Here is an 18,508-nt window from a genome sequence, read left to right as displayed (position 1 = left end):
AATGAGCTATTTACGGATCGCCACAACGACGGCCCGATGCGGATCACGGCCTTCCGAAAAAGTGGTGACATGATGATTGTCAGCCAGCTCGGCATGAATTAATTTACGTTCAAACGAGGGCATCGGATCCAAGAATACTTGTTTACCGGTCGCAATGGCTTCGCGCGCCGTACTTTCAGCCAACCGCTTCAAGGTGTCTTCCCGGCGTTCTCGATAGTCATCAACGTCTAACACAACATTGACATGGGAAGCGCCGTGATGGTTCATATAGACTTGCGCCAAATCTTGCAGCGCATTGATGGTCCGCCCATGCTTGCCGATCAATAACCCTTGCTTGGGTGTATCAAAGTTCAAGCTGGCATATCGATTACCAAAATCAACCTCCAACTCAGCAGTAATCCCAAGTTGCTTCACGACTTCTAACAAGTAGGCGCTCAAATCTCGCACGGCTTGTTCATTGGCCGCTTGTCGCGCCGCAATTTCAGCGGGTGTCCGCGTCGGCACTTCATTATCTGTCGCTTTGGCTGGTTTGGGCTTAGCCACTTGACTGGTTTGCTTCGATTTAACTGGTTTCGCTACTGATTTGGGTTTCGCTTGGTGACCAGCCTTTTTAACTGGTTTTGCTGTTACTGGCCGTTTCGGCGTCACCGGTTGGGTTGGTGCCGTTGCTCGAGCTGGTTTAGTCCCAGCTGCCGCTTTAGCGGGCGTCGGCGTTTTAGCTGCGACCGATTTTGGCGCTGGCTTAGCGGTCAACTCAACCTTAGCTGGTCGCTTACCCAGCCCTAGGAACCCTTTCTTGGGATTTTCAAGCACGTCAATTTTAACGTTGTCACGGGTCGTTTGCATTTGCTTAAGGCCCGTCGCAATTGCTTCAGCGACGGTAGGTCCTTCAAATACTGCCATATTGATGTTTCCTCCTCGTAAAAATACCTGTGTTTATTATAGCATTGAACTGGGAGGCATGGGAATTGCGGGTTAGGACGGGACGTTGTGAGTTGGCTTGGAAATTTATTGGTCTATTTTCATTTTTGACTGGTTGGTAAAATAGCAGTGTTTAACTTCCCTAACTGTCAGCCCAAAGACGCTAAAAAAAAGACCCACCACATGGCAGGTCTACTCAATCGTATTAACGTTTATGATTTCTAATCGCACGCTTTTTGGCACGTTCAATCGTACGTTGACGGTCTTTTTCTTTTTGTTTCTTGGCTTCTCGTTCGCGGTTGATCTTGAATGGGTTTTGCAACAACATTGTTTGACCAACTTGGAACGCGTTAGAAATAACCCAGTATAGTGACAACGCGGATGGCACGTTGATGGCGGTAATCAAAATGACTAACGGCATCAAGTACGTCATCCATTGCGTCATCCCGTTTTGTTCTGGCTGCGACTTCATCGCTAACCAGGAACTAGCAAACGTGAACAACGCCGCTAGGATTGGCAAAACGTAGTATGGATCTTTATCACCAAGTTGCAACCATAAGAAAGTCCCAGTCTTCAAGACTTTAGTGCGCCAAATTGCTTGATACAACGCAATCAGAATCGGCATTTGAACTAACAATGGTAACATGCTGGCCATTGGGTGCACGCCATACTTACTGTAAAGCTTCTTCATCTCGGCTTGTAGCTTTTGTTGCGTTTCCATATCCTTAGATGAATATTGCTTTTGTAAAGCCTTCATCTGAGGTTGGATTTCTTGCATCGCAAGCATACTGCGAGTTTGGAAGATCATTAACGGTAAGATGATGATCCGGATGATCAACGTAAAGGCGATAATCCCTAAGCCGTAGCTGTGACCGAACAAGTGCGATAACCAAATAATCGCCCGTGAGAAGTTCAGGATGACTCCGCCATCCCAAAACCCGGTACTCTGCTCCGTAATTGGGGTATTACTACACCCAGTCAGTACTAGCGCAATCGCCAGCACGGAAAGCATTGCCAGTATTTTTCTGTACTTTTTCAAACGAATATCCTCACTTAATCATTGTCCAGCAGGTGCGCTAGCTTTAGCGCATGGCTAAGATAAGCTTTGATTTCAGCTTGCGACTTACCAGCAACGCTCGGCCGCGCAATCACGAGAAAGTCGACCGTTGCAGGCAACTGCGGCTTTAACTCGGTAATTGACTGTCGAATCCGCCGCTTGACCCAATTCCGAGCAACAGCATTCCCAATCTTTTTACCAACTGAGATACCGACGCGAAAATGTGGTTGTGCAGGCTTGTCCAAAACGTAAATGACAAATTGACGATTGGCATACGAGTTGCGGGTTTCAAAAACCTGCTGAAAGTCAGCTTCTTTTTTGACCCGATATGATTTTCGCATAATCCATCTCCATGTGTGCGCTCAAGCTCACCTGAGCAAATCGCTGCACAACTTTACAGTCCTGAACGACCGAAGTCACTCAGGACTGTAAAGAAAAAGCCACTGATTATCAGTGGCCTATGCAGACAATACTTTTCTGCCTCGTTGGCGTCGACGGGCTAACACTTTACGGCCTGTGCTGGTGCTCATCCGTTTGCGGAAACCATGGACACGTGAACGATGCCGCTTCTTTGGTTGGTAAGTTCTCTTCATCATGACACCTCCTTCTCTATAATGACATGAATCAATTCGATTAAGTCGTTATTTTCAAAACGCAGTCTATTCTAAAACGCATTTCCTAGATACTATATCATAGATTTACTAATTTGAAAACCTCGAAATTAATAATCCCGTAAACTATTCCCAGCCCATTTGGCGCGTAATTTGTGGTTAGGCCTGTGGATGATTGTGAATCGTCTTTTGACTGTCCCCAAGTTACACACAACCTTATCGACAAAATAACGGGGTGTGATTTAGTTATCCACAGCGTCTTTATTTTGTGTGCATAACCTTTGGAAACGTTGTGTTATTAGGGCCACTTTTAACCAAGATTTTGTGGACAACTCTGGTTTTCTCCAAAATCCTCCAGTTTTTGACACCCTGTGTATAACTTTAAAAACAGCTTGTGATTTCAATTAACATTCTTATCACCCGCCTGTGGAAAACTTTTAACGTTCATGCTAAAATAGACTTACGTTTTTTAAGAAAAGGGGTATCCATGTGCTGGATCGTAATGACTTATGGAACATCATTAAGTTCTCCCTAAAAACTGATCTCTCGCCGATGACTTTTCAAACATTCGTCGAGCCGGCTAATCCGCTTCAGTTGAACAAATCGCAAATGACGATCGAAGTTCCAACTAAACTTCATCGTGACTATTGGGAAAAGAACCTCGCCGACAAGTTCAGCGACTACGCTTTCCAAGCGACCAACGAACAGATTGAACCAGTAATGATCACGGAGGAAGAACGTCAGCAGCTTACGGAAAAATCGCAAGCATCTACCGGTAACGTTGCAACCGAAAAATCGGCGACCGCAACTACCCCCACATTTATGCGGGAAACGAAACTCAATCCGAAATATACCTTTGAGAGCTTCGTCATTGGCAAGGGGAACCAAATGGCCCATGCCGCGGCGTTGGTCGTGTCGGAAGAACCCGGTACGATGTATAATCCATTGTTTTTCTACGGGGGCGTCGGACTGGGCAAGACCCATTTGATGCATGCAATTGGTAACAAACTTCTCGATTCGAATCCTAACGGCAAGGTTAAGTACGTCACCAGTGAAGCGTTCACCAATGATTTGATTAACGCTATCCAAACGGGGACACAAGAGTCGTTTCGTGAAGAATACCGTAACGTTGACCTATTATTAGTTGATGATATTCAATTTTTTGCTAATAAGGAAGCCACTCAAGAAGAGTTCTTCCATACATTTAATGCGTTATATGAAGATGATAAACAAATCGTCCTCACCTCTGACCGTTTACCAAATGAAATCCCGAAACTGCAAGATCGATTAGTTTCCAGGTTTAAGTGGGGGTTATCCGTTGATATCACCCCACCTGATCTTGAAACCCGGATTGCCATTTTGCGTAACAAAGCGGACCTTGAAGGGATTGCGATCCCGGATGATACACTAAGTTACATTGCGGGACAGATCGATTCTAATGTCCGCGAACTTGAGGGCGCTTTAGCCCGCGTTCAAGCTTACTCACAACTAAACAAATCTCCTATCACCACTAGTTTAGTAGCTGATGCATTGAAGAGTTTGAACCTTAATAGTAAGCTATCAGAAGTGTCGATCCCCGTTATTCAGGAAAAAGTCGCCAAGTATTACCATATTACAATGGCTGACATTAAAGGGAAGAAACGGAATAAACAGATCGTCAATCCACGCCAAATCGCCATGTATCTAGCGCGCGAGTTAACGGACAGTTCACTACCACGCATTGGTAACGAATTTGGCGGTAAAGATCACACGACAGTCATCCATGCTTGTGACAAGATTTCGGCAGCGCTCAAAACCGATACCGAATTACAACAAGCTATCGGGGACCTGAAAAGTCAGCTTAAAGCGTAGTGTGGATAAATTCTAATAACTCTAAAAGTTTTCCACAACTTATACACATGTGGAAAACTCGATGGTTAGTAGGGTTACAAAACTTTTCCACAGTACCCACTGCCCTACTATTACTACGATCTTTTATTTATTAATCTATATAAACCCGTGTCACCAAGAAGAGAGGATACCTTATGAAGTTCACGATCAATCGATCAGCTTTTATTAAAGAATTAAATAATGTGCAACGCGCAATTTCATCTAAAACCACGATTCCAATATTAACCGGACTCAAAATCGATGTTGCCACCGATGGCCTAACCTTAACAGGTAGCGATGCTGATATTTCCATTGAAACGACCATTCCCGCTGATGATGAAAACAATACGTTAGTCGTCGAAGAACCCGGTTCAGTAGTTCTAACAGCCCGTTTCTTCAGTGAAATCGTTAAAAAGTTACCAGAAGATACCATGACGGTTGCCTTAGTTGATGGGTTCCAAACCCAGATCACTTCTGGCGCTGCTTCCTTTACCATCAATGGGTTAGACCCAGAAAACTATCCACATTTACCTGAAATTGATACGACTAATACCATTACGTTAGCCGGCGATGTTTTCAAAGAACTCATCGGCCAAACCGTTATTGCCGTTTCAAATCAAGAAAGTCGGCCCATCTTAACTGGGGTGCATTTTATCTTGAAAGATGGCGAATTTTTAGCAGTTGCGACTGACTCACATCGGTTAAGTCAACGTAAGATCAAGTTGCCAGAAGCTAATAATGCTGACTACGACGTCATTATTCCAGGGAAGAGTTTAACGGAATTATCCCGGATGATCGGTGATGACAATCCTGATGTTCAAATGCGCTTATCTGAAAACCAAGTGTTGTTTGTGCTCGGTAAGACCTCGTTTTATTCTCGTTTGCTGGAGGGTAATTATCCTGATACATCCCGGTTAATTCCAAAAGAATCAAACACAACGGTCGAAATCGAAGCGCCAGCTTTATCAGCAGCAATCGAACGGGCGTCACTGCTTTCACATGAAAGTCGTAATAACGTGGTGCGTTTCTCGGTTAATCCAACGGACAAAACCATCACGATTTTTGGGAATTCACCAGATGTTGGGGAAGTAACGGAACAACTACAACCCGCTGAACTCAACGGTGATGAACTTGAAATTTCGTTCAACCCAGATTACATGAAAGAAGCGTTACGGTCATTTGGCCAAGCCATGATCAAGATTTCATTCACAATGGCGTTACGTCCATTTACCTTGGTCCCAACTGAAGAAGGCGAGAACTTTATTCAGTTGATCACACCAGTACGAACCTTTTAATTAGCTGAATAAATATACAAAGCCACAAAAAAGCCGACCAATCAAATGCTGATTGGTCGGCTTTTTTGTGGCTTTAAAATGACTGGTAGCGGAATGAGGACAGGCTATTCAAACCATCGTAACTTTTACAGTTACACTACTTTTACGCAATATACATTGTCGACAGGTGCTACTTCAAAAAAAGTATTTGATAAAAGCAAGCATTCAAGTAACTAACACTATGTTATCCGGCCAATCAGGCTTACAGCGTGCTGGTTGTCGAGGCTGGTTTTAAGCTGTAGGCCTAATAAAAATACTAGGTGAAGTCGCAAAAGGGAATTTCAGAACGGGGCTTAATAAAATTAGAAAAGCACAAGGTTAAAATGGCTGCCAACTAACTGGTTGCTTCTAAAATGCTGAAACACGATGGACCATTTTAAAGCGAAGCGCGAGAAACACACACTAGCGTGGCAATTTAAGTCAACGACTAAGCTCAAAATAGGCTTAAATCAAGGTCAGACGTGCGATTCTTACCGTGAATATGCAACCAACAGCCAGTTACTAATTATTGAAAGGTGATTTTCAGTCGATTTTAGGCCTGAAAAAACAGCAAATTTGTTAAAATCGGCAAATTTTTCGAATTTTAGCGGATTTACCCCCAGGTTGGTACCCCGACATTAGTTTTGTTTAAATCGGCTTAAACTGGCTCTAAATGCGGTTATAAATTGAATTTTCATTAAAAAAACGGTATAATGTAACTTGTTATAAGTCGGTTTACAGTAGTCTTGAAAGGTTAGGCAGGTGACATTTTGAAAAAGCCAGTCCAAATTAATACGCCCTTTATTACCCTCGGGCAGTTACTAAAAGAAGAAGCCATCATCAGTTCCGGTGGTCAGGCCAAGTGGTTCTTACAAGAATACGACGTCTTGGTCAATGAAGAACTCGATGATCGGCGTGGTCGCAAACTTTATCCCGGCGATACAATCGTGATCGCTGATAACGGGGAATTTGTGATTCAGTCCCAATCAACAGAAACGACTGATTAAATGTATCTAGAAAATTTAGTGCTTCATGATTTTCGTAATTACGCGGACTTACAAGTGACCTTTAAACCTGGGGTCAACGTCTTACTCGGCGAAAATGCGCAGGGAAAGACGAACTTGTTAGAAGCCATCTATGTGCTGGCGTTAACGCGCAGTCATCGTACCGCTAATGATAAAGAATTGATTCGGTGGCAGACGACGACGGCCACGTTAAAGGGACGCTTACATAAAGCGACTGGTAGCGTGCCGTTAGAATTGGAATTGGGCCGTCGCGGGAAACGGGCGCGGGTCAATCACCTGGAGCAGGCTAAGTTATCACAGTATATCGGTAACTTGAATGTCATTGTCTTTGCACCGGAAGATCTCTCGATCGTCAAAGGGGCTCCCGCGATTCGCCGCCGATTTATGGATATGGAATTTGGGCAGATGAGTCCCAAGTACCTTTATAACCTGAGTCAGTACCGCACGATTTTAAAACAACGCAATCAATACTTGCGGCAATTGAACCGTCAGCAAGCGAAAGATAAGGTCTATTTAGGGGTCCTATCTGATCAGCTGGCGGCATTTGGCGCCGAAATTATCGCAAAACGCTTAGAATTATTGCAGCAGCTTGAGAAATGGGCGCAAGCGGTCCATGCGGAAATTACGCAAGATCAAGAGCAACTGACTTTTCACTATGTCACCCAAGTTGACGTGGCCGAGAATCCGACCGCGGCGCAACTATATCCGGCCTTGCAGGCGTTATATGCGCAACAACAGGCTAAGGAAATCTTTCAAGGCACGACTTTACTCGGGCCGCATCGTGATGATTTGCAATTCAGTGTTAATGGGAAGAACGTCCAAACGTATGGCTCTCAGGGGCAACAGCGGACCACGGCATTGTCCGTTAAGTTAGCTGAGATTGACCTGATGAAAGCTGAAACGGGGGAATATCCGGTGTTATTACTGGATGACGTCTTGTCAGAATTAGACACTGCCCGTCAGACTCATTTACTGACGGCAATTCAAGATAAAGTCCAAACGTTTTTGACCACCCCGAGTTTGGATGGGGTGGCTCGTAAATTAATAAATGCGCCAAAGGTGTTTGAAGTTAGCCATGGCATTTTACATGAGGAGGAACCGCATTGACCGAAGATGAAAAAGAAACCAAACGTGAGCGGGCGCATGAATATGACGCCAGCCAGATCCAAGTTTTGGAAGGCCTTGAAGCTGTTCGTAAACGTCCCGGGATGTATATCGGGACAACCAGTAGCCAAGGGTTACACCATCTGGTTTGGGAAATTGTCGATAACGGGATTGATGAAGCGCTAGCTGGTTTTGCTAACGAAATTCATGTCACCGTTGAAAAAGATAATAGCATTACGGTAACTGATAACGGCCGGGGTATCCCGGTTGGTACGCAAAAGAAGACTGGTAAACCCGCTTTGGAAACGGTCTTTACGATTCTGCATGCCGGTGGTAAGTTCGGCGGCGGCGGTTATAAAGTTTCTGGTGGGCTGCACGGGGTCGGTGCGTCCGTTGTCAACGCGTTGTCATCAGAATTAGATGTCAAAGTTATTCATGATGGCAAGATCTATTACATGGACTTTGCGCGTGGAAAAGTTAAGACGCCGATGAAGGTCATTGATGACCACGCCCCGGCTGATGGTCATGGGACGATCGTTCATTTCTTACCGGATCCAGATATCTTCCGTGAAACAACGACTTACGATATTAATATCTTAACGACGCGGATTCGTGAATTAGCGTTCTTGAATAAAGGGTTGCAGATTACGATTCGTGATAATCGACCAGCGGAACCTACTGAACAAGACTTCTTGTATGAAGGCGGAATTCGGCACTACGTTGAATTCTTGGATAAGAATAAAACCGTCCTGTTCCCAGAGCCAATCTATGTTGAAGGTGAACAAAACGGGATTACGGTCGAAGTTGCTTTGCAATATACCGATGATTACCACAGTAATCTGATGACCTTTACGAACAATATCCATACGTATGAAGGTGGGACCCATGAAGAAGGGTTCAAACGAGCGTTGACTCGGGTCATTAACGATTATGCCCGCAAGAATAACTTGTTAAAGGATAATGAACCTAATCTATCCGGTGAAGATGTGCGTGAAGGGATGACTGCGGTCGTCAGTGTCAAGCACCCAGACCCACAATTTGAAGGGCAAACTAAGACTAAGTTGGGGAACTCCGATGCTCGGGCAGCCGTTGATCGGTTGTTCTCGGAACACTTCAACAAGTATTTGCTCGAAAATCCAAGTATCGGTCGTAAAGTTGTCGATAAAGGGGCACTGGCGTCTAAAGCCCGGGTCGCCGCTAAACGGGCTCGGGAAGTTACGCGGAAAAAGAGCGGCTTGGAAATCAGCAATTTACCTGGTAAATTAGCCGATAATACGAGTAAAGACCCTGAAATCAGTGAATTATTCATTGTCGAAGGGGATTCCGCCGGTGGTTCTGCCAAGCAAGGGCGGTCACGATTGACGCAAGCAATCTTGCCAATTCGGGGGAAGATCTTAAACGTCGAAAAGGCTAGTATCGATAAGATTCTGGCTAACGAAGAAATTCGCTCACTCTTTACGGCGATGGGAACTGGCTTTGGTGGTGACTTTGACTTGAGCAAGGCCAATTACCATAAGTTGATCATCATGACCGATGCCGATGTCGATGGGGCCCATATCCGGACCTTGCTATTGACGTTGTTCTACCGCTACATGCGGCCATTAGTCGATGCCGGGTTCGTGTATATTGCCCAGCCACCACTGTATCAAGTTCGCCAAGGAAAATTTGTCCGGTATATCGATTCTGATGACGAATTAAGTGAAGTCTTAGGCCAATTAGCGCCATCACCTAAACCAGTTGTCCAACGGTATAAAGGGTTAGGTGAAATGGACGCCGAACAATTATGGGAAACGACCATGGATCCAGATAAGCGGCGGTTGCTGCGGGTTCGTGATGAAGATGCCGCTGATGCAGATGACGTCTTCTCCATGTTGATGGGCGATCAAGTTAAACCACGGCGTGAATTTATTGAAGATAACGCGGTGTTCGTTAAGGATCTCGATGTTTAATCGATCAGAAAAAAATAAATAGAGTCAATTTAGTTTGACGAAGAGACTTAATCAACAGCGATAAAGGAGGATGCAAGACTTGGCTGAATCAGAGTTACCAAATCGAATAACCGATGTGAACTTGTCGAAGACCATGCGAACGTCATTTCTAAGCTACGCCATGAGTGTTATTGTGGCGCGGGCCTTACCTGATGTTCGTGACGGGTTAAAACCAGTTCACCGGCGGATTCTATACGGTATGAGCGAACTTGGGGTGACCCCCGAAAAGCCGTATAAGAAATCAGCCAGAATCGTTGGGGATGTCATGGGGAAGTATCATCCACATGGGGATTCCGCGATTTATGAATCAATGGTACGGATGGCCCAAGACTTTAGTTACCGCTACATGTTAGTGGATGGTCATGGGAACTTTGGGTCTGTCGATGGTGATGGTGCGGCCGCAATGCGGTATACCGAAGCGCGGATGAGTAAGATTGCGGTTGAAATGCTGCGCGATATTAATAAAGACACCGTTAATTGGCAACCTAACTATGATGATACGGAACGGGAACCAGAAGTTCTGCCGGCACGTTTCCCGAACTTGTTAGTTAATGGGGCGACCGGGATTGCGGTCGGGATGACGACCAATATTCCACCGCATAACTTGTCAGAAGTCATTTCGGCGATTCATATGTTGATGGATAATCCAGATGTCACGACGGCCGACTTGATGGAAGCTGTTCCAGGCCCCGACTTCCCAACTGGTGGGATTGTCATGGGTAAATCCGGGATTCGTAAAGCTTATGAAACGGGTCGCGGAAATATCATTATTCGGGCCAAGGTGGACATTCAAGAACAAAAGAATGGCAAACAACGGATTATCGTGACCGAATTGCCTTACATGGTCAATAAAGCCAAATTAATTGAACGGATCGCGTCATTAGCGCGGGATAAAGAAATCGAAGGTATCACTGATATCAACGATGAAAGTGACCGTGAAGGGATGCGGGTCGTGATTGATGTGCGGCGCGATGCCAGTGCGTCAGTTATTCTGAACAATTTATATAAGATGACCTTAATGCAAACGAACTTCGGCTTTAATATGTTAGCCATCGTTAAAGGTGCACCAAAAGTCTTAAGCTTAAAGCAAATCTTAATCTATTATTTGGAACATCAAGAAGACGTTATTCGGCGACGGACTCAATTTGATTTGAAGAAAGCCCAAGCGCGGGCCCATATTTTGGAAGGCTTGCGGATTGCGCTAGATCATATTGATGAAATCATTCGGATTATTCGTCAATCGGAAACGAGTGAAATTGCCAAGAACCAATTGATGGATAACTATGGCTTGTCCGATAAGCAAGCCCAAGCTATCTTGGATATGCGGCTGGTTCGGTTAACTGGTTTGGAACGTGAGAAGATTGAAAGTGAATATCAAGAACTTTTGAAATCAATCACGGATTACAAAGCCATTTTAGCCAGCAAAGACCGGATCAACCAAATTATTTACGAAGAATTGCTTGAAATTCAACGTAAATTTGGCGATGCACGGCGGACTGAATTGATGATTGGTGAAGTTTTGAGTCTTGAAGATGAAGACTTGATTGAAGAAGAAGAAGTGGCCGTAACGTTAACGCATAACGGTTACATCAAACGCTTACCAACGACCGAATTCAAATCACAACATCGTGGTGGTCGCGGGATTCAAGGAATGGACGTCCATGATGATGATTTCATTGAACACCTACTAACGACTTCCACTCATGACGTGTTGCTATTCTTCACGAATGCTGGGAAAGTTTATCGGATGAAAGCCTATGAAATCCCTGAATATGGTCGGACGGCCAAAGGGATTCCGGTGATTAACCTACTAGGTGTGAACTCCGGTGAAAAGATCCAAGCGGTCGTCAACGTGCACAATGCGGCCGATGATAGTGCTGATTATCTGTTCTTTACGACCTTGAAAGGGGTTGTTAAACGGACACCAGTTTCAGAATTTGCTAACATCCGGAGTAATGGGCTCAAAGCCATTACGTTGAAAGATGATGATGAATTAATTGGTGTGACGATTACAGATGGTCATCAAAACATGATCATTGGGACGCATGCCGGTTATGCCGTTAGCTTCGATGAAACAACGGTTCGTTCCATGGGACGGACGGCTGCCGGGGTCCGCGGGATTCGATTACGCGATGCTGATTACGTCGTGGGCTTCGATATTCTAAAGCCAGACAGCAAAGTCTTTATCATTACTGAAAAGGGTTATGGTAAGCAGACGCCAGCTGGCGAATACCCAATCAAAGGTCGTGGTGGTAAAGGGATTAAGACCGCTAACGTGACCGAAAAGAATGGGCCGTTAGCGGGCTTGACCACCGTTGCCGGTGAAGAAGACATCATGGTCATGACTGATCATGGGGTCATGATTCGCTTCAATATTGCGACTGTCTCACAGACTGGACGGGCAACACTTGGGGTTCGCCTGATTCGTTTGGACGACGGTGGCAAGGTTGCGACGATGGCTAAGGTTGATCCAGAAGTGGACAAACCAGATGATGATGCTGAAGCAACCAGTGATGGTACGGAAGCAGCTGATAGTGCGACTACTGAAGCGACGTCAACCAGCGCGGTTGATGATGACTCAGCGTCGACTGAAGCCAAGCCAACTGATCAACAATAACGATTAAAGTTAAAACGGATGATTGTCAGTCGATGGCAATCATCCGTTTTGTTTAGCTTAAGTTGTCAGTTATTGTAGCTTGGTCAGCTAGTTCTATCTAAGCCTTAAAATAATTTCCCGGGAAATAAACGGAAATTTTCAAAGCCTTACGTAGTTTATTAACGTATCGAGCTTAGGAAGCTTTTTGTTTTGTCGGCTGTTTCAAACCTTGCAACAAATTGACTTAGATGCTATACTATTTATTCGTGAGTATCTAAGCAAAACTTAGATTACTTTCCTTGCTCTTTCAAAAGGAAAGGGCCTGAAGTCCATAAGGAGGTGCAAATTTCATGAGTGAATCAAAGAAATATGAAATTACTTACATCGTACGCCCAGACATCGACGACGCTGCTAAAACAGCTTTAGTTGACCGTTTTGACAAAATCTTAACTGATAACGGTGCGGAAGTAATTGATTCAAAAGACTGGTCGAAGCGTCGTTTCGCATACGAAATCGGCGGGTTCAACGAAGGTACTTATCATATCGTTAACGCTACAATGACTGATGATGCCGCTTTGAACGAATTTGATCGGCTTTCAAAGATCAATGATGACATTTTACGTCACATGATCGTTCGTCGCGAAGATTAATTCAAATTAAAACGAAATAAATGACGAGAGGAGCACTTCTGTTTATGATAAACCGTTCAGTTCTTGTTGGCCGACTAACAAGAGATCCTGAGTTACGATACACGTCTGGTGGTGCGGCAGTGGCAACATTTTCGTTAGCCGTTAACCGTAATTTCACCAATCAAAATGGGGAACGTGAAGCTGATTTCATCAACTGCGTCATTTGGCGTAAAGCTGCTGAAAACTTTGCGAACTTCACCCATAAAGGGTCACTAGTTGGGATTGATGGCCGGATTCAAACCCGGAATTATGAAAACCAACAGGGCCAGCGGGTCTATGTAACAGAAGTGGTCGTTGAAAACTTTTCACTATTGGAATCACGGGCTGAATCCGAACGTTATCGTGCCAATAATGGCGGCGGTAACGCACCGACTAATAACGGTGGTGGCTACAACCAGAATAACAATAGTGGTTACAGTCAAAACGGCCAAAATGCAGCTCCTCAGCAAGCTTCATCAAATAACAATAATCCCTTTGGCAATGGGAATGCGGCCGGTGCCAGCACGAGCGGTAGCGCTAATAATAGCGCGCCTGCAAGTAGTGCGAACAACCAAGCTGATCCATTTGCTAACAATGGGGACCAGATTGATATTTCAGATGATGATTTGCCATTCTAAGCAGGTTAACTGCTAATTAGAGGAGGGAAATATCTATGGCACAACAAAGAAGAGGTGGCCGTCGTCGTCGTAAAGTCGACTTCATCGCCGCAAACCATATCGAATACATCGATTATAAAGATACTGACTTATTACGTCGCTTCGTTTCCGAACGTGGGAAGATTTTGCCACGTCGAGTAACTGGTACGAGCGCTAAGAACCAACGTTCTTTAACGATCGCTATCAAGCGGGCACGGATCATGGGCTTATTGCCATTCGTTTCCGAAGAATAATTAAGTCTGTTAAAAACCACGGGATTATTTCCGTGGTTTTTTATTTTGGCCTAAAAGTTAGCTGATTTACAATTAAAAAGCCAACTAACAGCGTGTTAGGTCAAGTCTGTCAACTTGGTTTCATGTGACCGAGACTGAATGCTGACATGGTTTGTGATAAAATATAACTATTACTGAGAACTCTCGAGGGAATTTCAAATGAAAAAACTTTTTTCGCGCGAAAACATTCCATTTTTCTTACAAAATCAACCATTACGGCTATTGTCGCTAGTGATTTTAGGCCTGTCACTGATTACCCTAGTGACTGGGTTTTTAATGAACTGGATTTTTGGGACAATTGTGCTGGTCTTAATCATCATGGGCGGGGTGATGTCCTACAATACCCTGATTGAATTAAGTTCAAGTGCCACGGAATATATATCAGATTTGTCATACCGTATTAAGCGGGGTGAACAAGAGGCGTTAATTCAAATGCCGATTGGCGTCATGCTCTTTAATGCGGACCAGACAATCGAATGGGTTAATCCGTACTTGCAGCGTTATTTTGGTAACCAAGATGTGCTGGGCTATAAGTTAGCCGATATTGACCAAGAGCTAGCAGCGGCCATTAAAGCACATCAGGACCAGCCGGCGACGATTCGTTGGCAAGATTACCAGTTTGATCTGCGCGTGCAGCAGAGTACCAATACGGTCTATCTGATGGATGTGACTAAGTATGCCGAGCTGGCTGATCAGTTTGAAGATGAAAAGTTAGTCATTGGCCAAGTCTTTTTGGATAACTATGATGAAATTACCCAATCGATGGCGGATACAGATATTTCTAATTTAAATAATTATGTAACGAATGAACTGTCACAATGGACGCAAACGTTTGGGATGTACTTAAAACGGTTAGATGATGATCATTTCTTTGTTTTAGGTTATGCCAGCAGTTTGCGCCGGGTGGAAGAAAACAAGTTCCGCATTCTCGATCGCATTCGTGAATCGACTTCGAAGCAAAACTTCCCCTTAACATTGAGTATTGGGATTGCTTATGGTGAGCGTAACATGAATAACTTAGCCGACTTAGCGCAGAGCAATATGGATTTGGCGTTAGGCCGTGGCGGGGATCAAGTCGTCGTCAAAGCTGAGGATGAACCGGCGCGTTTCTATGGTGGCAAGACCAATCCAATGGAAAAGCGGACCCGGGTTCGGGCGCGGATGATTAGTCAAACGTTGATTGAATTAATGAATCAATCAGATCAAGTCTTTGTCCAAGGCCATCATCAACCAGATATGGATGCGGTCGGCGCTTGCTTAGGGATTCGTCGGATTGCGGAAATGAATGGGAAACAATGTTGGATTGTCTTAGATGAACAGAATCTGCATTCGGATATTCAACGTTTATTGGATCAATTGAAGCACGATGATGACATTGAATCATCGATTATTTCACCGGCTGAGGCCTTAGAGAAAGCTACCGATCAAAGCTTATTGGTCATGGCGGATCATTCTAAGCCAAGTATTTCCATGTCACAAGCCCTTTATCAACGGTTGGAAAACCACGTGATGATTATCGATCATCATCGTCGGGGCGAAGAATTTCCCGAAAATCCCGTTTTGGTTTATATTGAACCATACGCGTCATCAACTTGTGAGCTGATTACGGAAATGTTTGAGTATCAATCACATGATGCGGAACCAATCAATAAGATCGAAGCGACCGCTATGCTGACCGGGATTGTGATCGATACGAAGTCCTTCTCATTGCGGTCAGGATCACGGACGTTTGATGCGGCGAGTTACTTACGATCAGCGGGTGCGGATAGCTTGTTGGTCCAACAGTTCATGAAGGAAAATGTCGATAGTTATTTACAACGTAATCATCTAATTGAATCCGTTGAATTTGTTAATCAAGACATGGCACTGTGCGTCGGGGAGAATGATCAGGTCTATGATCCGGTCACGGCGGCGCAGGCTGCGGATTCCCTATTATCCATGTCGGGGGTTGACGCGTCGTTTGTCATTACTCGGCGTGAGGATGGTCGTGTCGGCATTTCGGCGCGGTCATTAGGTGAGATCAACGTCCAAGTGTATATGGAACGCTTGGGCGGGGGTGGCCATTTATCGAATGCGGCGACCCAGATTGAAGGCCAATCGGTCGATGAGGTTAAACAAGCGTTAACGGACTTATTAACGGCAACTGATGATGAAAATCCAGAATCTAATTAGGAGTGAGTCAATTATGAAAGTTATTTTTTTGAGCGATGTACGTGGTAAAGGTCAACGTGGTCAAATTAAAAATGTACCAGATGGGTATGCCCAAAACTTTTTAATCAAGAAAGGGTTGGCAAAAGCTGCCACGAAAGCCGCTGTTAACACCTTAAAGGCGGAACAAAAATCAGAAGCGGCCCGTGAAGCTGAGGAATTAGCCAATGCCAAAACGACGAAAACAGCTTTGGAAGCTGACGAAACTGTCGTTGAATTAAAAGCTAAAGCCGGGACGGATGGCCGGTTATTTGGCTCGATTCCTAGCAAGCAGATTGCGACGGCTCTGGCTGATCAATACCAAGTTAAATTAGATAAACGTAAGATTGAATTACCAGACCCAATTCGGGTGTTAGGTTACACAAACGTGCCCGTTAAGCTTCATCCAGAAGTAACGGCGAAGATTCGTGTGCACGTTGTCGAAAAGTAAAAGGACGGACCGCGAATGAACAATGAGGTGCTGGATCAAACACCACCCCAAAATATCGAGGCTGAAAAAGCCGTTTTAGGGGCAATTTTCTTAAATGGTGACGCACTGGTTGAAGCGATGGAATTCGTGGAAGCACAAGATTTTTATCGGCGTGCGCACCAACTTATTTTTGCCAGTATGGTCACGTTAAATGACCGTGATGAAGCGATTGATGCGGTGACGGTTAGTGATCTATTAACGGCGCAAAATCAATTAGATGATGTCGGCGGTATGAGTTATATCGCTGAATTGGCCGGTTCCGTTCCAACGGCGGCCAATGCCGGGTATTATGCTAAAATCGTAGCTCAAAAAGCGACGGTCCGGCGTTTGATTAAGACGACGACCGAAATTACGACAAAGGCTTATACAGAGAATGATGATGTCACGACCTTACTAGATGATGCTGAACGGGACATTATGAATGTGTCGGAGCAGCGGAACCAAAGTGGGTTTAAGTCGATTTCGGATGTCTTAAATTCGTCAATTGAAGAAATTGATCGGTTGTATCAAAATGATGATGATATTACCGGGTTGCCGACTGGGTTTACCGAACTTGATAAGATGACAGCCGGATTGCAGCCGGATAACTTGATTATCCTCGCAGCTCGTCCAGCCGTTGGGAAGACGGCGTTTGCGTTAAATATTGCGCAAAATGTCGCGACTAAGACGGATACGACGGTTGCCATTTTTAGTCTTGAAATGGGTGCTGAATCGTTAGTAAATCGGATGTTGTGTGCGGAAGGCAGTATCGATGCCGGCCATTTGCGGACTGGGCAACTTGATGAAGAAGAGTGGGAACACTTAGTTGTGGCAATGGGGAGTTTGTCCAAAGCCAGTATCTTCATCGATGATACCCCCGGAATTAAGATGTCTGAGATTCGGGCTAAGAGCCGGCGATTGTCAAAAGAACAAGGTAATCTCGGTTTGATTGTGGTCGATTATTTGCAGCTGATCGAAGGTGGTAATACCGAAAGTCGGCAACAAGAAGTGTCGGAAATTTCGCGGCAAATGAAAAAGTTAGCCAAGGAATTAGGCATTCCGGTTATTGCGCTATCCCAGTTATCACGTGGGGTTGAACAACGACAAGATAAACGACCAGTCTTATCTGATATCCGTGAATCCGGATCAATTGAACAAGATGCCGATATCGTTGCGTTCTTATACCGGGAAGATTATTACCGGGATGAAGATGGCGACGACGATAGTGGCGGCGGTAATTTTGGTGGTAACGGTGGCGGTGACTTTAATGGCGGCGACCCCCGTGACCAAGATGCCTCTGAAGATGTCGGTGAAGTCGAAGTGATTATTGAAAAGAACCGGGCTGGGGCGCGGGGAACCGTGAAGTTATTGTTCGTGAAACCGTTCAATAAATTCTCATCCGTATCCTATGCGCAAGACCCGCAAAATCCAAGTTAATGCGCTTGGTGCTGGTTGAAATTGCCGCCTGCCGGTTGGATTCTAAAATGCTGGAATACCATGGGCTATTTTGAAGCCAACCTCTCGGCTAAATAACTGAACTTAAAATAATCAATTGTTAATTTTTTAAGTCCCGTTAGTTAACGGCGGGCGGACCAGAATTGGCTCAGTGGTGTCGTTTATCTTGGTCGGTGATTTTCCGACTTAGATAAAGCCCGGCTTGGAAGGCCGCCCCTTGGCTTCCAAACGCGGCCACCACGCTCCAGCCGATTCTGGGCCAACCAGAGTGACATTTTAATCCAACTAACACTAAG

16 protein-coding genes are annotated in these 18,508 nt (G+C 44.9%); 12 read left to right on the top strand and 4 right to left on the bottom strand.

All coding sequences use genetic code 11. The features are described 5' to 3' along the window. Positions 1-6 precede the first annotated feature (6 nt). From jag to rpmH, 4 genes are all read right to left on the bottom strand, one after another. Positions 7-903 (bottom strand): RNA-binding cell elongation regulator Jag/EloR, encoded by an 897-nt coding sequence (gene jag / locus FFM80_RS06815; protein ID WP_137640128.1) that lies wholly within the window; start codon positions 901-903, stop codon positions 7-9. Between the two features lie 223 nt (positions 904-1,126). Then, on the bottom strand, positions 1,127-1,960 hold the full coding sequence (yidC, locus tag FFM80_RS06810) for a membrane protein insertase YidC (protein WP_137634232.1): 834 nt from the start codon (positions 1,958-1,960) through the stop codon (positions 1,127-1,129). A 14-nt stretch (positions 1,961-1,974) separates the two neighbouring features. After that, complete coding sequence (rnpA, locus tag FFM80_RS06805; RefSeq protein ID WP_137640127.1) at positions 1,975-2,319, bottom strand: ribonuclease P protein component; 345 nt, start codon at positions 2,317-2,319, stop codon at positions 1,975-1,977. A gap of 117 nt (positions 2,320-2,436) precedes the next feature. Next, on the bottom strand, positions 2,437-2,571 hold the full coding sequence (gene rpmH, locus FFM80_RS06800; RefSeq protein WP_137634234.1) for a 50S ribosomal protein L34: 135 nt from the start codon (positions 2,569-2,571) through the stop codon (positions 2,437-2,439). Between the two features lie 507 nt (positions 2,572-3,078). Here rpmH and dnaA point away from each other — a divergent pair. The 12 genes from dnaA (at position 3,079) to dnaB (ending at position 18,194) form a co-directional block, all read left to right on the top strand. Continuing rightward, complete coding sequence (gene dnaA / locus FFM80_RS06795; RefSeq protein WP_137640126.1) at positions 3,079-4,440, top strand: chromosomal replication initiator protein DnaA; 1,362 nt, start codon at positions 3,079-3,081, stop codon at positions 4,438-4,440. 173 nt (positions 4,441-4,613) lie between these two features. Beyond that, the gene (gene dnaN, locus FFM80_RS06790; protein WP_137640125.1) at positions 4,614-5,753 is read left to right on the top strand and encodes a DNA polymerase III subunit beta; all 1,140 of its coding nucleotides are present in this window, start codon (positions 4,614-4,616) and stop codon (positions 5,751-5,753) included. 788 nt (positions 5,754-6,541) lie between these two features. Then, positions 6,542-6,778 (top strand): S4 domain-containing protein YaaA, encoded by a 237-nt coding sequence (gene yaaA, locus FFM80_RS06785; RefSeq protein WP_137634237.1) that lies wholly within the window; start codon positions 6,542-6,544, stop codon positions 6,776-6,778. Beyond that, positions 6,779-7,903 carry a DNA replication/repair protein RecF gene (recF, locus tag FFM80_RS06780; protein ID WP_137640124.1) on the top strand — a complete coding sequence of 375 codons (1,125 nt, stop codon included), beginning with the start codon at positions 6,779-6,781 and terminating at the stop codon, positions 7,901-7,903. It abuts the gene before it with no gap. Further along, on the top strand, positions 7,900-9,849 hold the full coding sequence (gene gyrB, locus FFM80_RS06775) for a DNA topoisomerase (ATP-hydrolyzing) subunit B (RefSeq protein ID WP_137640123.1): 1,950 nt from the start codon (positions 7,900-7,902) through the stop codon (positions 9,847-9,849). Before recF ends, gyrB begins: the two co-directional genes overlap by 4 nt. Before the next feature lie 79 nt (positions 9,850-9,928). Further along, complete coding sequence (gyrA, locus tag FFM80_RS06770; protein WP_137640122.1) at positions 9,929-12,505, top strand: DNA gyrase subunit A; 2,577 nt, start codon at positions 9,929-9,931, stop codon at positions 12,503-12,505. A 329-nt stretch (positions 12,506-12,834) separates the two neighbouring features. Then, positions 12,835-13,134, top strand: a complete 300-nt coding sequence (gene rpsF / locus FFM80_RS06765; protein ID WP_137640121.1) for a 30S ribosomal protein S6 — start codon at positions 12,835-12,837, stop codon at positions 13,132-13,134. A gap of 44 nt (positions 13,135-13,178) precedes the next feature. Further along, a complete protein-coding gene (ssb, locus tag FFM80_RS06760) occupies positions 13,179-13,790 on the top strand; it encodes a single-stranded DNA-binding protein (protein WP_137640120.1) in 612 nt (203 codons plus the stop codon). A 35-nt stretch (positions 13,791-13,825) separates the two neighbouring features. Then, the gene (rpsR, locus tag FFM80_RS06755; RefSeq protein ID WP_057705745.1) at positions 13,826-14,062 is read left to right on the top strand and encodes a 30S ribosomal protein S18; all 237 of its coding nucleotides are present in this window, start codon (positions 13,826-13,828) and stop codon (positions 14,060-14,062) included. A 198-nt stretch (positions 14,063-14,260) separates the two neighbouring features. After that, complete coding sequence (locus FFM80_RS06750) at positions 14,261-16,273, top strand: DHH family phosphoesterase (protein WP_137640119.1); 2,013 nt, start codon at positions 14,261-14,263, stop codon at positions 16,271-16,273. A 13-nt stretch (positions 16,274-16,286) separates the two neighbouring features. Next, on the top strand, positions 16,287-16,739 hold the full coding sequence (gene rplI, locus FFM80_RS06745) for a 50S ribosomal protein L9 (protein ID WP_137640118.1): 453 nt from the start codon (positions 16,287-16,289) through the stop codon (positions 16,737-16,739). Positions 16,740-16,754: 15 nt separating this feature from the next. Then, entirely contained in the window at positions 16,755-18,194 is a 1,440-nt protein-coding gene (gene dnaB / locus FFM80_RS06740; protein WP_137640117.1) for a replicative DNA helicase, read from the top strand. Positions 18,195-18,508: the final 314 nt, after the last annotated feature.

The sequence above is a fragment of the Lactiplantibacillus dongliensis genome (assembly GCF_005405105.1).
GTDB classification, from domain to species: domain Bacteria; phylum Bacillota; class Bacilli; order Lactobacillales; family Lactobacillaceae; genus Lactiplantibacillus; species Lactiplantibacillus dongliensis.
Note: the sequence above shows the minus strand (reverse complement) of the source record. Positions and strands in the feature narration are given on the sequence as shown.